The 11,528-nt window shown below is 59.7% G+C and carries 11 protein-coding genes; 6 read left to right on the plus strand and 5 right to left on the minus strand.

Annotated elements, in window-relative coordinates; genetic code table 11:
• Nucleotides 1-474: 474 nt before the first annotated feature.
• The 4 genes from hemY to hemC are packed head-to-tail and all read right to left on the minus strand — an operon-like array spanning nt 475 to nt 4,535.
• On the minus strand, nt 475-1,671 hold the full coding sequence (gene hemY, locus GJV78_RS15215; protein WP_167519591.1) for a protoheme IX biogenesis protein HemY: 1,197 nt from the start codon (nt 1,669-1,671) through the stop codon (nt 475-477).
• 2 nt (nt 1,672-1,673) lie between these two features.
• Nucleotides 1,674-2,834, minus strand: coding sequence for a uroporphyrinogen-III C-methyltransferase (hemX, locus tag GJV78_RS15220; protein ID WP_155109113.1), 1,161 nt, complete (start codon nt 2,832-2,834; stop codon nt 1,674-1,676).
• A gap of 22 nt (nt 2,835-2,856) precedes the next feature.
• Nucleotides 2,857-3,597 carry a uroporphyrinogen-III synthase gene (hemD, locus tag GJV78_RS15225; RefSeq protein WP_155109114.1) on the minus strand — a complete coding sequence of 247 codons (741 nt, stop codon included), beginning with the start codon at nt 3,595-3,597 and terminating at the stop codon, nt 2,857-2,859.
• Entirely contained in the window at nt 3,594-4,535 is a 942-nt protein-coding gene (gene hemC / locus GJV78_RS15230) for a hydroxymethylbilane synthase (RefSeq protein WP_155109115.1), read from the minus strand. The genes hemD and hemC overlap by 4 nt, the downstream gene beginning before the upstream one ends.
• Before the next feature lie 366 nt (nt 4,536-4,901).
• On the opposite strand from hemC, the gene cyaA reads away from it, so the two are divergent.
• Complete coding sequence (gene cyaA / locus GJV78_RS15235) at nt 4,902-7,448, plus strand: class I adenylate cyclase (RefSeq protein WP_155109116.1); 2,547 nt, start codon at nt 4,902-4,904, stop codon at nt 7,446-7,448.
• Nucleotides 7,449-7,491: 43 nt separating this feature from the next.
• Here cyaA and cyaY read toward each other — a convergent pair whose 3' ends face one another.
• Nucleotides 7,492-7,812 carry an iron donor protein CyaY gene (gene cyaY, locus GJV78_RS15240; RefSeq protein WP_155109117.1) on the minus strand — a complete coding sequence of 107 codons (321 nt, stop codon included), beginning with the start codon at nt 7,810-7,812 and terminating at the stop codon, nt 7,492-7,494.
• A 239-nt stretch (nt 7,813-8,051) separates the two neighbouring features.
• Here cyaY and lptM point away from each other — a divergent pair, with 239 nt between their 5' ends.
• Genes lptM through yigB form a run of 5 tightly spaced genes read left to right on the plus strand, consistent with a single transcriptional unit; the run spans nt 8,052 to nt 11,430 of the window.
• Nucleotides 8,052-8,255 carry an LPS translocon maturation chaperone LptM gene (gene lptM / locus GJV78_RS15245; RefSeq protein ID WP_155109118.1) on the plus strand — a complete coding sequence of 68 codons (204 nt, stop codon included), beginning with the start codon at nt 8,052-8,054 and terminating at the stop codon, nt 8,253-8,255.
• A 37-nt stretch (nt 8,256-8,292) separates the two neighbouring features.
• Nucleotides 8,293-9,117, plus strand: coding sequence for a diaminopimelate epimerase (dapF, locus tag GJV78_RS15250; RefSeq protein ID WP_155109119.1), 825 nt, complete (start codon nt 8,293-8,295; stop codon nt 9,115-9,117).
• On the plus strand, nt 9,114-9,821 hold the full coding sequence (locus GJV78_RS15255; protein WP_155109120.1) for a DUF484 domain-containing protein: 708 nt from the start codon (nt 9,114-9,116) through the stop codon (nt 9,819-9,821). The genes dapF and GJV78_RS15255 overlap by 4 nt, the downstream gene beginning before the upstream one ends.
• Nucleotides 9,818-10,714, plus strand: a complete 897-nt coding sequence (gene xerC, locus GJV78_RS15260) for a tyrosine recombinase XerC (RefSeq protein ID WP_155109121.1) — start codon at nt 9,818-9,820, stop codon at nt 10,712-10,714. The genes GJV78_RS15255 and xerC overlap by 4 nt, the downstream gene beginning before the upstream one ends.
• On the plus strand, nt 10,714-11,430 hold the full coding sequence (gene yigB, locus GJV78_RS15265) for a 5-amino-6-(5-phospho-D-ribitylamino)uracil phosphatase YigB (protein ID WP_155109122.1): 717 nt from the start codon (nt 10,714-10,716) through the stop codon (nt 11,428-11,430). The genes xerC and yigB overlap by 1 nt, the downstream gene beginning before the upstream one ends.
• The last annotated feature ends 98 nt before the right edge of the window (nt 11,431-11,528 follow it).

The raw sequence follows: 11,528 nt of genomic DNA on the forward strand, positions 1-11,528 counted from the left end.
TCTTGCTGTAGATGCTCATTCCATCTCTTATGTTCGCCTCCGTGCCTCATAAACCCAGGAATGATGCAGAGCCGTTTACGGTGCTTATCGTCCACTGACAGATGTCGCTTCGGCCTCATCAGACACCATGGACATAACGTTGAGTGAAGCACCTCTTTAAGTTGTCATACAGACCTGTTTTGACGCCTGCCCTGATGGAGCAGGCGTTTTTTTATGCCTCAATAAAGCGTTTTTTACGGCGCTCCGGCGTTATCGGCTGGGCGTTGAGGGCTGTACCCGATCGCGTACGGTGTTAACGGATTTCCGTCGCGGAAAAAAGAGACCGTTAACCCGCTCAGCAAGGCGCTGACAATCAGCAGAAAAAGATGCTAAACCGGAACGAGAGTTGGAGCACCAGGGCGGTGGACGCTCCTTTAATACCGTGCAAACATCACGCCTGATAAGGAGGCCAGAGCGACCTTATCAGGCTTAATATTACTGTGGCGGGTTGTTCTGTAGCGTCAGCATCAGGCCGTCGCGGCGCATCGAGGCGGCCTCTTCCGGCTGGTGCAGCCGGTCAAGCGCATCGGCAAGACGGGCGTAGTCATGAGCGTCCGGGCGCTGCTTCAGGGCGGCGCGGAAGGCGACGGTCGCCTCCTGCCATTCGCCGTGCTTCATCAACGACTGGCCGAGCGTGCTCCATAACAGCGGGCGATCGCCGACGTTTTTAATCTGCTGGCGCAGCACCTTTTCCAACTGTTCCGGATCGTTCGTTTTCAGGCGAACAATCGGCTGCAGCAGGCGATCGTCATACTGGCGCTTCAGACCGTCGATGATAATTTGCTGCGCCATATCGTGGTCGTCGCATTCGATCAGGTGCTCCGCTATGGCGACCTGCAGCGCGACCTGATGGCGGGTCTTACGGCTCTGGTTTTTCCACCAGGCGCGCAGACCTTCGCTGCCCCCATCGGCGCGCGCCTGATCCATCAGGCCAATCCACGCCTGCTGCTCCAGCATATCGCGATGCGCTTCATCGCCGACGTTAGCTTTCGCCATGGAGGGAATGATGTCAAGCAGCGAACTCCAGGCCCCGGTGCGAATATAGGCCTGCTCCGCCAGACGCAGCACTTCCGGATGACGCGGCGTGACCTCCAGCAGCCGGTCCACGCCGTGGCGCGCGGCGTGGTCTTCATTGCGGGCGAGCTGCAGGCGAACGCGGGTAATTTCTACCGGAATGGTGTCGTTGTCGGCAAGCTCTGTCGCGCGTTCCAGGTGCTGATTGGCGCGCGCTTCATCGCCGCGCTGCTGGGCGGCTTCGGCGGCCAGCAGATAGTTCACCACCGGCTGTTCCGCGTGATCGGCGTTTTTCGCCATCAGCTTTTCGACCTGTTGATAATCGCCTTCCGCCAGCTTCAGCAGCGCCTGCTCGGTCTGTTTGCGCGCGCGGCGGCGCTTACGCCCGACAAACCAGCCGTGGGTGTGGGCACCGGTACGGAAAAGACGGCGCAGCAGCCACTCAATGGCGAACAATACCACCAGCGCGAGGATCAGGATAATCGTCAGTCCGGTGACGCTGGTTTCAATGTTGTAGCTGTCGGTCTGGATAAGCACGTAACCCTGGTGGCCCGCAATCATCGGGCCAACCACGATGCCTGCCAGCAGCAGCACAAAGAGCAATAATACTTTCAGCATCATTATTCTCCCTGCGGCGCGGCAGCCGGCGTTGTCGGCTCCGCCTGACGATCGGCCGCCGGCTGCGCCAGCAGATTGCGTACGCGGGTTTGTACCAGCTTCTCAAGCAGCGCCTGGCTCTGCAGCGTTTCCGGCAGATCCATTGAGATGCTTTGCTGACTCAGTTTATCCACCTCCTCAAGGAAGGTTTTAGTGGTTGAATCAGCGGTGTCGTAGTAGGCGCGCACCCAGGTAGAGACATTATCCAGCGCCTGGCGCCAGGTCTCTTCCTGATGACGCGGCACCGCCTGCGCGGCAATCAGCAGGCGGGAACGAATATTCTCCCGCAGGTAGATGTCCTGATTCGGTGCCAGCAGCGGCACGGCGGTGTCATCGCGGCGGCGAATGGTGATAAAGCTGTCCATAAAGCTCTGCCAGCTCTTTTGTAAATTGACGCGCCATTCGCGGATCGAGCTGGAAAGCTCGGTGCTGTCGGCATCCATCGGCGAATCGTCGGAATCATTGTCGGCCAGGCGCAGGTCATCCACCTGGTTGGAGAGCTGGTTGACCTTGAGGATCATGCCGTCGTAGTCGACCTGGACCACGGAGGAGAGGCTGGCGATATCGTTGGCGATGGCGCTGCGGGTGGCGATCAGGCTGGGATCGTTCATCTCCGCCAGGCTGGCGTCAGCGCTTTTCAGCAGCGCCGCGGCGGTGGTGACGTCCCGATCGCTCCATAGCTTGCGTCCGGCAAGCTTCACCAGGAAATCGGCCTGCGCCAGCAGCCAGGTTTTCGCGTCGCTGCCGGAGATGGCGGCCACCTTTTGCTGCATCTCATCCAACTGCTTCACCAGCGCCGTCTGCTGACGATTTGCCTCAGCTAACTGCGCGGCCTGCCGTTGGATAACGCCTTCCAGCTCGGCTTTCTGATTGATCTGCTCCTTCTGTAATACGGTCAGCTGGTTAGCGAGCGTAGTGGCGGTAACGACTTGCGCCGACACCTGCTGTTTTCCCCAGCCGTATAGCCCGACGCCGGTTGCCAGAGCAATGGCAATGGCGACGGCGCTGAGCACTAGCGCGGCGGCGTTGTTACTTTTCTTTTCAGCGGTGACTGGCTGTGGTGTGGTAACCACGGCCTCCCTGGTCTCTTCAACCACGGCGGAGGATTTTTCTTGTTCCGTCATTATGGCTTCCCGTCTATGAGAGTTATTGTAATGCGCGCAGCAGCGCATCGTTGTCGGCGTTATCAGCGACCTTAATATCTTGCCAGCCCAGTTCCCGGGCGAGGTGCACCAGACGCTCACTGACGACCAGCAGCCGACAGCGTAGTAACCAGTGCTCGCGATACCACTGCGGGATCAGCGACCAGAGCTGCTGCAGCATTTCGCCGCTGCTGACGACCACCGTCGTCACGCCGCGAGTCTGCCAGCGCATCGCCTCTTCCGCACCATCGTAGTATTTTGCACTGCGTTGATAACATTCACAAAAATTCACTTCGACACCGCGTTCCGCCAGGGTTTCACCCAGCAGCTCGCGCCCGCCGTTGCCACGTAAAATCAGCGCGCGTTTGCCTGCAATATTTTGTAATTCAGGTAATTGTAGCAAGACTTCGCTGATTTCCCGATCCTGAGGCCAGAGAATATCGCATCCGCTGACGGCATGTAGCGCCAGGGCGGTTGTGCGGCCAATGGCGAAATAACGAGGCGACGCGGGCCAGCGCCGCTCCTCCTGCCGTAGCCGGGCATCCGCGAAAGAGACCGCCTGCTTTGACAGGGCAAACAGCAGATCGCCTTCGCCCAGCGTTGTGAGATGCCCGGCCAGCGCGGCCAGCTCGCGGCCCGGCGTAAACTCAATAAGCGGGAAGCTCCAGGCCACCTGCCCCAGTGCGCGCAGACGGCTCACTAACTCTTCCCCGGCGGGAGACGGGCGGGTGACCAGGATACTCATGCGGGCGCTTCTCCGTTATAAATCTCAGTCAGAATGGCTCGCGCGCCGTTGTTCAGCAGCTCTTCCGCCAGCGATACGCCCATCTGCTCCGCGTTTTCCGGCGAGCCGCGGCGCTCACCGCGCACCATCAGCGCGCCGTCCGGCGCGCCCACCAGCGCCCGAAGCCATAGCTCGCCGTTAAGGATTTCGGCATAGCTGCCGATCGGCACCTGGCAGCCGCCTTCGAGGCGGGTATTCATGGCGCGTTCGGCCCTGACGCGCAGCGCGGTCTCATGGTGGTTTAGCGGGGCCAGCAGCGCCCGGGTGCGCGCGTCGTCGAGGCGGCACTCAATGCCAACCGCGCCCTGTCCTACGGCGGGAAGAGAGACTTCCGGGGACAGCGCACAGCGGATCCGCGATTCAAGATTTAAGCGCTTCAGGCCCGCTGCCGCCAGGATAATGGCGTCGTAATCGCCGTTGTCCAGCTTGCTCAGGCGGGTGCCGACGTTACCGCGCAGGGAGCGAATCACCAGATCCGGACGGCGTTCGGCCAGCTGGCACTGACGGCGCAGGCTGGAGGTGCCGACGACGCTGCCCGCCGGCAGCTCGTCCAGGCTGGCGTAGCGGTTAGAGACAAAGGCGTCGCGCGGATCTTCGCGCTGGCAGATGGTGACCAGGCCCAGCCCCTCGGGGAACTCAACCGGGACATCCTTCATGGAGTGAACGGCGATATCCGCGCGATTTTCCAGCAGCGCCACCTCCAGTTCCTTCACAAACAAACCCTTGCCGCCGACCTTTGCCAGCGGAGTATCAAGAATTACGTCGCCGCGCGTTACCATTGGCACCAGCTCCACGGCCAGCCCGGGGTGATGCGCGATCAGGGCGTCTTTGACATAATGTGCCTGCCAGAGAGCCAGCGGGCTTTGGCGTGTGGCAATTCTTAAAACATTGTCTAACATGCTTGTTACCGTCATTATCAATCATGGACCATCCTAACATCCTTGCCATTACGATGGCAGTGTTACGGTCAAAGGTGAGTAAGGGACAGGGTGCTCTATCGGCGGATAATCGCGTCAGATGGCCCGATCGTATTAAGGAATTTACGCGCAGCGAACGGTGCTACACTGCTATGTAGTGCATCTTTCTTTACGGTCAATGAGCAAGGTGTTAAATTGATCACGTTTTAGACCATTTTTTCGTCGTTATCCTGACGGATACCAACGAGAAAAGGTAACGGTTTTTTTGACATACGGTTTATCCCGAATGGTGAAGGCGGCGTGTCGGCCATCGTCAGCATGACGGGTAGCAACATCAGGCGATACGTCTTGTACCTCTATATTGAGACTCTGAAACAGAGACTGGATGCCATTAATCAGCTGCGCGTTGATCGCGCGCTTGCCGCGATGGGGCCTGCTTTCCAGCAGGTATACAGTTTACTGCCAACATTATTGCACTATCACCACCCGCTGATGCCTGGCTACCTTGACGGTAACGTTCCCAGAGGCATTTGCCTTTACACGCCTGATGAAACTCAACGCCACTACCTGAACGAGCTGGAGCTGCACCGCGGCCTGACGCCGCAGGACCCGCCCACGGGCGAGCTGCCGATTACCGGCGTTTACACCATGGGCAGCACCTCGTCGGTGGGGCAGAGCTGTTCATCGGACCTCGATATCTGGGTTTGCCACCAGTCCTGGCTCGATGGCGAAGAGCGCCAGCTGCTGCAGCAAAAATGCAGCCTGCTGGAGAGCTGGGCCGCCTCGCTGGGGGTGGAGGTCAGCTTTTTCCTGATCGACGAAAATCGTTTTCGCCATAATGAGAGCGGCAGCCTGGGCGGCGAAGACTGCGGCTCTACGCAGCATATTCTGCTGCTCGATGAGTTTTATCGCACCGCCGTGCGTCTCGCCGGCAAGCGTATTCTGTGGAATATGGTGCCGGGCGGTGAAGAAGAGCATTACGATGATTACGTCATGAAGCTCTACGCGCAGGGGGTGCTGACGCCGAACGAGTGGCTGGATCTGGGGGGCTTAAGCTCGCTCTCTGCCGAAGAGTATTTCGGTGCCAGCCTCTGGCAGCTCTATAAGAGCATCGACTCGCCCTATAAGGCGGTGCTGAAGACGCTGCTGCTGGAGGCCTACTCCTGGGAATACCCTAATCCGCGCCTGCTGGCGAAGGATATCAAACAGCGCCTGCACGACGGCGAAATCGTTTCGTTCGGTCTCGATCCCTACTGCATGATGCTGGAGCGCGTTACTGAATACCTGACGGCGATTGACGATCCGACGCGCCTCGATCTGGTGCGTCGCTGCTTCTACCTGAAAGTTTGCGAAAAGCTGAGCCGCGAGCGCGCCTGCGTTGGCTGGCGTCGCGAAGTGCTAAGCCAGCTGGTAAGCGAGTGGGGTTGGGACGACGAACGCCTGGCGATGCTCGATAACCGCGCCAACTGGAAGATCGATCGGGTGCGCGAAGCGCACAACGAGCTGCTCGACGCCATGATGCAGAGCTACCGTAACCTGATCCGCTTTGCCCGTCGCAATAACCTCAGCGTCAGCGCCAGCCCGCAGGATATCGGCGTGCTTACCCGCAAGCTGTACGCCGCATTTGAAGCCCTGCCGGGCAAGGTCACGCTGGTGAATCCGCAAATTTCACCGGATCTCTCTGAGCCGAATCTGACCTTTATCCACGTGCCGGCGGGCCGGGCCAACCGTTCAGGCTGGTATCTGTACAACCGCGCGCCGAATATGGACTCCATCGTCAGCCACCAGCCGCTGGAATATAACCGCTACCTGAATAAACTGGTGGCCTGGGCCTGGTTTAACGGCCTGTTGACCTCGCGCACCCACCTGTTTATTAAGGGCAACGGGGTTGTCGATCTGCCGAAGCTGCAGGAGATGGTGGCCGACGTGTCGCACCATTTCCCGCTGCGGCTGCCCGCGCCGACGCCGAAAGCGCTCTACAGCCCGTGCGAAATACGCCACCTGGCGATTATCGTTAACCTCGAATACGATCCGACGACGGCGTTCCGCAATCAGGTGGTTCACTTCGACTTCCGCAAGCTGGACGTGTTCAGCTTCGGCGAAGCGCAGAACTGCCTGGTGGGCAGCGTGGACCTGCTGTACCGCAACTCGTGGAACGAGGTCCGCACCCTGCACTTCAACGGCGAGCAGGCGATGATCGAAGCGCTGAAGACCATTCTCGGCAAGATGCACCAGGATGCCGCGCCGCCGGATAGCGTGGAGGTGTTCTGCTACAGCCAGCATCTGCGCGGCCTGATCCGTACCCGCGTGCAGCAGCTGGTGTCTGAGTGTATCGATCTGCGTCTCTCCAGCACCCGCCAGGAAACCGGTCGCTTTAAGGCGCTGCGCGTCTCCGGCCAGACCTGGGGATTGTTCTTTGAGCGCCTGAACGTATCGGTACAAAAGCTGGAAAACGCCATTGAGTTTTACGGAGCCATTTCACACAACAAGCTGCACGGCCTGTCGGTACAGGTAGAGACCAATCATGTGCAGCTGCCGTCGGTTGTCGATGGCTTCGCCAGCGAAGGGATTATCCAGTTCTTCTTCGAAGAGACCGGCGATCGGAAGGGCTTTAATATCTATATTCTTGACGAGAGCAACCGGGCGGAGGTCTATCACCACTGCGAGGGCAGCAAAGAGGAGCTGGTGCGCGACGTCAGTCGCTTCTACTCCTCGTCCCACGATCGCTTTACCTATGGCTCCAGCTTTATCAACTTCAACCTGCCGCAGTTTTACCAGATTGTAAAAAACGACGGGCGCGAACAGGTGATCCCGTTCCGCTCGCAGGCGATGGACGCCGCGGCACCGGTAAGCCCGGACCACGACGCGCCGCTGTTACAGCAATATTTTTCGTAGCGAGCGCCGGTCAGGCCGTGTATCACCCGCCCGGCCGTAACGCTTAACGGAAGCTCACCGCTTCCCCCGCCTGCTGCGTTGCCGCCCGTTCCAGCAGATCCCAGAAGGTTTCGCCGCTGCGGTCGCAGATCCATTCGTCGCCCTGCAGATCGAAGTGGTAGCCGCCCTGTTTGGTAGCCAGCCACACCTGGTGCAGTGGTTCCTGACGATTAATAATGATTTTGCTGCCGTTCTCAAAGGTGATGGTTAATACGCCGCCGTTGATTTCACAGTCGATATCCTGGTCAGAGTCCCGGCTATCCAGACGCTCTTCGATGGTCAGCCACAGCCGATCGGCAAGGCGGTGGAATTCACTGTCGTTCATTGTCATTTCTCGTGGTTTAGCGATGACGGCAGTATAAACGTAAAATCATTTTGGATGTATCTGTCGCGGCGGGCGACCGTCGGCATCGGCGCTGAACAAATCGCTTTTGTCGCCGTCAAAGAGTGGGCCTGCAGGAGGGCTCAGGAGAAATCACCGGGCTGTTTGTAGCCAAACTCTTGCTTTTACCTCTTCTCCTGCGATGATAGAAACAGAAAGCATGAACTTACGGGCAATCCACCATGAAAAATGTGTTCCAGGCACTCGCTGTCCTTTTTACTCTGTTCAGCCTGACGGGCTGTGGGCTGAAGGGGCCGCTCTATTTCCCGCCGGCCGATAAAAACGCGCCGCCGCCGACGCAAAAAGTTGATACGCAGACGCAGTCAACGGTGCCGGACAGGAACGATCGCGCAACGGGAGAGGGTCCTTCCCAGGTGAACTACTGACGGTCGGCTTCTGTCCCCCGCGTGAACGGAGTAAATAATGCAGTTCTCTAAAATGCATGGCCTTGGCAACGATTTTATGGTCGTTGACGCGGTAACGCAGAACGTCTTTTTTTCACCAGAGCTGATCCGTCGCCTGTCCGACAGGCATCTGGGCGTCGGCTTTGACCAGCTTCTGGTGGTTGAGCCTCCCTACGATCCGGAACTGGACTTTCACTACCGCATCTTCAACGCTGACGGTAGCGAAGTGTCGCAGTGCGGCAATGGTGCCCGCTGTTTCGCTCGCTTTGTCCGCCTGAAGGGGTTGACCAACAGGCGTGATATTCGCGTCAGTACCGCCAACGGCCGGATGGTGCTGAGCGTAACGGATAACGACCTGGTCAGAGTCAACATGGGCGAACCGAACTTTGAGCCTTCGCAGGTGCCTTTTCGCGCCAACAAAGCGGAGAAGACCTATATTATGCGCGCGGCCGAGCAGACGATCCTGTGCGGCGTGGTCTCAATAGGTAACCCGCACTGTGTGATTCAGGTTGATGACGTGGCGACGGCGGCGGTGGAAACGCTGGGGCCGGTGCTGGAAAGCCACGAACGCTTTCCGGAGCGCGCCAATATCGGCTTTATGCAGGTCGTAAAACGTGAGCTGGTTCGCCTGCGCGTCTACGAGCGTGGAGCCGGTGAAACGCAGGCCTGCGGCAGCGGCGCGTGCGCGGCGGTGGCGGTTGGTATTCAGCAGGGGCTGCTGGCCGCAGAGGTGCGCGTGGAGCTGCCGGGTGGACGCCTGGATATCGCCTGGAAAGGGCCGGGTCATCCGCTGTATATGACCGGTCCGGCGGCGCACGTTTATGACGGATTTATTCATCTATGAAACGGTCAGAGGAAGAGCTACAGGAAGTGCAGATGGCGCTTGATGACCGGGCTGTGGTCGATTATCTGTTGAAAAATCCTGAGTTTTTTATCCGCAACGCGCGCGCCGTAGAGGCGATTCGCGTCCCTCATCCGGTGCGCGGCTCGGTTTCGCTGGTGGAGTGGCATCTGGCCCGCGCGCGCAACCATATTCATCAGCTTGAAGAAAATATGTCGCTGCTGGTGGAGCAGGCCGGTGCCAACGAAAGCCTGTTTTATCGTCTGCTGAGTCTGCAAAGCCGCATGGCGACGGCCGACAGCCTGGACGATATGCTGATGCGTTTTCACCGCTGGGCGCGGGAGCTGGGGCTGGCCGGTGCGACGATCCGCCTGTTCCCGGACCGCTGGCGTCTGGGCGCGCCGTCAAGCTATACCCACCTGGCTCTCAGCCGCCAGGCCTTTGAGCCGCTGCGTATTCAGCGGCTGGGGCAGAAGCAGCACTATCTCGGGCCGCTCAATGGCCCGGAGCTGCTGGTGATGCTGCCGGAGGCGAAGGCGATCGGCTCGGTGGCGATATCGATGCTTGGGCGCGAAGGCGAGCTTGGGGTGCTCCTCTTTTACAGCCGCGACGCTCATCACTATCAGCCGGGGCAGGGCACGCTGCTGCTGCAGGAGATCGCCAGAATGCTGCCGGCTCTGATTGAGCGATGGATAGAACGGGTATGACGGATCTCTCCACGGCCGTTACGCGCTTTTTGCGCTACCTTAGCGTCGAGCGTCAGCTCAGCCCGATGACTCTGCTCAGCTACCGGCGTCAGCTTGACGCCATGATCGCTCTGGCCGGAGAGCGGGGCCTGAGAAGCTGGCAACAGTGTGACGTGGCGATGGTGCGCAGTTTTGCGGTGCACGCCCGCCGCCAGGGGCTGAGCCCCGCCAGCCTGGCGCTGCGCCTTTCCGCCCTGCGCAGCTTTTTTGACTGGCTGGTCTCCCGGGGCGAGCTGAAGGCTAACCCGGCAAAAGGCGTTCCCGCGCCAAAAGCGTCGCGCCATCTGCCAAAAAATATTGACGTGGACGATGTCAATCGCCTGCTGGATATCGACCTCAACGATCCGCTCGCCGTGCGCGATCGGGCGATGCTGGAGGTGATGTACGGCGCCGGGCTGCGTCTGTCCGAGCTGGTGGGGCTGGATAGTAAACATCTGGATCTCGACTCCGGCGAGGTGTGGGTGATGGGAAAAGGCAGCAAAGAGCGCCGCCTGCCCATCGGCCGCAATGCGGTGGAGTGGATCGCGCGCTGGCTGGATCTGCGCGGCCTGTTCGGCAGCGATGACGACGCGCTGTTTCTCTCGAAGCTGGGCAAGCGGATCTCCGCGCGCAATGTGCAGAAGCGCTTTGCGGAATGGGGGATCAGGCAGGGGCTGAACAGCCATGTCCATCCCCATAAGCTGCGCCACTCCTTCGCCACGCATATGCTGGAGTCAAGCGGCGATCTGCGCGGCGTCCAGGAGCTGCTGGGCCACGCCAACCTCTCCACCACGCAAATCTATACTCATCTTGATTTTCAACGGCTTGCTGCGGTGTACGATGCGGCGCATCCGCGCGCCAAACGGGGGAAATAATGCGTTTTTACCGGCCAACGGGCCAGATTGCTGCTCTCACCTTCGATCTCGACGATACGCTGTATGATAACCGTCCGGTTATCCTGCGCACCGAGCAGGAGGCGCTTGCCTTTGTGCAGAACTATCATCCGGCGCTGCGTACCCTGCAGAATGCCGATCTGCAGCGCCTGCGCCACGCGGTGCGCGAGGCGGAGCCGGACATTTACCACGACGTCACCCGCTGGCGCTGGCGTACGGTTGAGCGCGCGATGCTGAACGCCGGGCTGTCGGCGGCGGAGGCGGAGGCGGGGGCCAACGCGGCGGCGGTAAATTTTGCGAAATGGCGCAGCCGGGTGGAGGTGCCGCAGGCCACCCACGACACGCTGAAGCGGCTTGCCGCAAAGTGGCCGCTGGTGGCGATCACCAACGGCAACGCCCAGCCTGAGCTGTTTGGTCTGGGCGACTATTTTAAATTTGTGCTGCGCGCCGGCCCGGACGGCCGCTCCAAGCCGTTCAGCGATATGTATCTTCTGGCGGCGGAAAAGCTGAATCTGCCGATCGGGGAGATCCTGCACGTGGGCGACGATCTGACCACCGACGTGGCCGGGGCGATCCGCTGTGGTATGCAGGCCTGCTGGCTCAGGCCGGAAAATGCCGACCTGATGCACGCGGCAGACAGCCGCCTGCTGCCGCACCTGGAAATTTCACGGTTGGCATCTCTGACCTCGCTGATATAATCACCAGCGATTCTGTATAAATTCCCAGGTTTTTACTACGTGTCATTCTTTGGCCCGCAGGTGCGTTAACGGCTCTTATTTCTCCCGACGGCATAGCC

It is taken from the genome of Intestinirhabdus alba (assembly GCF_009711095.1).
Taxonomy (GTDB): domain Bacteria; phylum Pseudomonadota; class Gammaproteobacteria; order Enterobacterales; family Enterobacteriaceae; genus Intestinirhabdus; species Intestinirhabdus alba.

Coding starts and splice junctions, on each gene's coding strand:
- hemY (WP_167519591.1), bottom strand. CDS start 1,671: ATGCTGAAAGTATTATTGCTCTTTGTGCTGCTGCTGGCAGGCATCGTG.
- hemX (WP_155109113.1), bottom strand. CDS start 2,834: ATGACGGAACAAGAAAAATCCTCCGCCGTGGTTGAAGAGACCAGGGAG.
- hemD (WP_155109114.1), bottom strand. CDS start 3,597: ATGAGTATCCTGGTCACCCGCCCGTCTCCCGCCGGGGAAGAGTTAGTG.
- hemC (WP_155109115.1), bottom strand. CDS start 4,535: ATGTTAGACAATGTTTTAAGAATTGCCACACGCCAAAGCCCGCTGGCT.
- cyaY (WP_155109117.1), bottom strand. CDS start 7,812: ATGAACGACAGTGAATTCCACCGCCTTGCCGATCGGCTGTGGCTGACC.
- lptM (WP_155109118.1), top strand. CDS start 8,052: ATGAAAAATGTGTTCCAGGCACTCGCTGTCCTTTTTACTCTGTTCAGC.
- dapF (WP_155109119.1), top strand. CDS start 8,293: ATGCAGTTCTCTAAAATGCATGGCCTTGGCAACGATTTTATGGTCGTT.
- GJV78_RS15255 (WP_155109120.1), top strand. CDS start 9,114: ATGAAACGGTCAGAGGAAGAGCTACAGGAAGTGCAGATGGCGCTTGAT.
- xerC (WP_155109121.1), top strand. CDS start 9,818: ATGACGGATCTCTCCACGGCCGTTACGCGCTTTTTGCGCTACCTTAGC.
- yigB (WP_155109122.1), top strand. CDS start 10,714: ATGCGTTTTTACCGGCCAACGGGCCAGATTGCTGCTCTCACCTTCGAT.